This is a genomic window from Marivita sp. S0852, from assembly GCF_046591575.1.
Lineage (GTDB): Bacteria > Pseudomonadota > Alphaproteobacteria > Rhodobacterales > Rhodobacteraceae > Marivita.
In genome coordinates, this window is record NZ_JBIQWA010000031.1 from 1 (window position 1) to 2,258 (window position 2,258).

Annotated in this window: 5 protein-coding genes; all 5 read left to right on the forward strand. The window is 61.6% G+C overall.

What is annotated here, in order from left to right; genetic code table 11:
• The coding region (locus tag ACG74X_RS21260) for a hypothetical protein (protein ID WP_411237317.1) at positions 1-435 on the forward strand (435 nt) is incomplete at its 5' end.
• Positions 432-1,289: a hypothetical protein gene (locus tag ACG74X_RS21265; protein WP_411237318.1), complete on the forward strand. Its 858-nt coding sequence runs from the start codon at positions 432-434 to the stop codon at positions 1,287-1,289. The genes ACG74X_RS21260 and ACG74X_RS21265, both read left to right, overlap by 4 nt.
• A gap of 20 nt (positions 1,290-1,309) precedes the next feature.
• Positions 1,310-1,600, forward strand: coding sequence for a PAAR domain-containing protein (locus ACG74X_RS21270; RefSeq protein WP_411237319.1), 291 nt, complete (start codon positions 1,310-1,312; stop codon positions 1,598-1,600).
• 18 nt (positions 1,601-1,618) lie between these two features.
• A complete protein-coding gene (locus tag ACG74X_RS21275; RefSeq protein WP_411237320.1) occupies positions 1,619-1,846 on the forward strand; it encodes a phage baseplate assembly protein V in 228 nt (75 codons plus the stop codon).
• Positions 1,843-2,258 (forward strand): type VI secretion system tip protein TssI/VgrG (gene tssI, locus ACG74X_RS21280; RefSeq protein ID WP_411237321.1); only part of this gene is annotated, 416 nt, incomplete at its 3' end. The genes ACG74X_RS21275 and tssI, both read left to right, overlap by 4 nt.

A 2,258-nucleotide genomic window follows, 5' to 3' on the forward strand; every position in this document is an offset into this window, starting at 1 on the left:
GAGGGGGGCGTGGTGATCATCCAGCCTGAGGCGGTTGATCTGGAGGGCGATGAATTTACCAAGCTTACGACCGGAACCCACGAGCTGACGATCTCGTCGCAGGTTACCATTGTGCGTATTCAGTATCCACGCGACGGGACCTTTGTCTATCGCTTCCGGTCAGCAAACGAGCAGCGCTATCCCGTAGAGCGGCTTAAGGGCGGACGGATCGGGGTGGGACAGGCAAAAGACGTTCACCCTGACACGCGTGAAATCGAAGAGATACCTAAGGTTCTCACCCATCATTCCGAAATTCCTGGGGGTAATTGGACAGAGCATCAGAGTCGTGAGCGAAATGTCAATCTTCCTATGGGATTTCTGGAATTCAGATATGACTGCGCTCAGCAGAGCTTTGCACTGATCTGCGACGCCGTAGATGGGGATGAGCGGCGATGAGCGTGCTGCGGTTTTTCGTCCGCTCTTTCCATCCGCTGTCGAATTTCGGGGTCGGCGGGCTGGGCTTTCATGGAGACAATCGCGGTTTCAGTCACGATGAAGGCGTCACGTCTCGCATCTATGCCATTGTTCAAGTCAATTTAGTTAATGGCGAAATTACGAGTGAACGCCTCGGCTCAGACCCAAGTGTTAGCCTCTTCGGTCTGATCACCCAAGACTATGCCGACCCCGACACATGGCCCAAATACACCTTGTTCGGCGGCTCCATTGACCCCTACCGCCCGGACGGCGATCAGGGCGCGCAGGTAAGCTTCGCCTATACCGGACAGAATTTCGCGATGCCGGGCGGCAACACCGAATGGGGCCGGGAACATATTTGGGAAAGCACAGTGCCCGGCATCGACGTCATGGTATCGCTCGGTCTCGAAATCGACCGTGACGACGGGCGCATGTTTTTCACGTTCCGCATGGTCGGCGACGGGTTTCCCAACGCAGAAGCCTTCATCCTGCAGGGCAGCGAAGCGTTGATGCTTGCCACGCACCGACGTATTGGATCTGCGCTGTATCAGCTGCGCGGAGATCGCCGCATCGCCATGGCCTCCACCGGCGCCGAGGTCGATTTTCCCGGTGACATGCTTGGCCCGGAGATGGAGGTCCACTGGTGCTTCGACTACGCCACCGTGGTCGGCGCGCAAATCGATGTTCTCGAGGAAACCGGGAAGACCCCGCATACCCGCCCAGCTTGGAACGAGATGCATACCGAACGCGACGCCGAGGGTGGATGGGCGCGATATGCAGTTGGTGATACCATGCCAACCTACGTTCCCGGACGACGGGGCAGTTCGATGCCATAAACCATTGAGGGAGGACGAAAATGCCCCATGCCTATCGCCTCGGCGATCTCTGCACCGGCCATGACTGCCGCGAACCGACCGCTGCCACGATAAGCAGCGGCGATGTTTTCGTGAACGGCGCGGGCCTTGTGCGCGAGGGCGACACGCTCGCGCCGCATGGCTGCCATGACGACGACCCGGAGGCACGGGTGATTGCGGTCGGCTCCGGGTCGGTCTTTGTCAACGGCAAACCCGCCGCACGGTCGGGCGATCCGGTTTCATGTGGTGGCTTCGCTGCAGACGGGTCCGAGGATGTCTCGATCGGCGATTGATCCGCCCTGCGCAGGATCGTGGCAGGCCCCGAGGGCGAGGAAATCCACCCGGATGAGTATGGCCGCATCAAGCTGTGGTTCCCCTGGGACCGGCGCGCGGCAAAAGACGGCACCGACACCTGCTGGGTGCGGGTGACGCAGAACTGGGCCGGAGCCGGCTGGGGCGGGCAAGTGATCCCCCGCATCGGCATGGAGGTCATNGCTTTCTGGCGCTGCCCGCCGATGTGCCCGCCACCCCGCCAATGACCACCCCGCGCCCGCGCATCGACGGCACGCAGGTGGCGATCGTCGCGGGCCCCGAGGGCGAGGAGATCCACCCCGACGAATATGGCCGCATCAAGCTGTGGTTCCCCTGGGACCGGCGCGCGGCAAAAGACGGCACCGACACCTGCTGGGTGCGGGTGACGCAGAACTGGGCCGGAGCCGGCTGGGGCGGGCAAGTGATCCCCCGCATCGGCATGGAGGTCATGGTCACCTACCTCGACGGCGACCCCGACCGACCGGTGGTGACAGGCGTCGTGCCGAACGAGCGGCAGAAGGTGCCGTACCCACTGCCTGAGCACAAAACCAAGTCCGTCATGCGCACCCAGACGCACAAGGCCGAGGGCTTTAACGAGATCAGCTTTGAAGATGCGACCGGCGGCGAAAACATGTTCTT

Excerpts from the sequence above, each read along its gene's own strand:
- ACG74X_RS21265 (WP_411237318.1), top strand. The coding sequence starts at position 432 with ATGAGCGTGCTGCGGTTTTTCGTCCGCTCTTTCCATCCGCTGTCGAAT.
- ACG74X_RS21270 (WP_411237319.1), top strand. The coding sequence starts at position 1,310 with ATGCCCCATGCCTATCGCCTCGGCGATCTCTGCACCGGCCATGACTGC.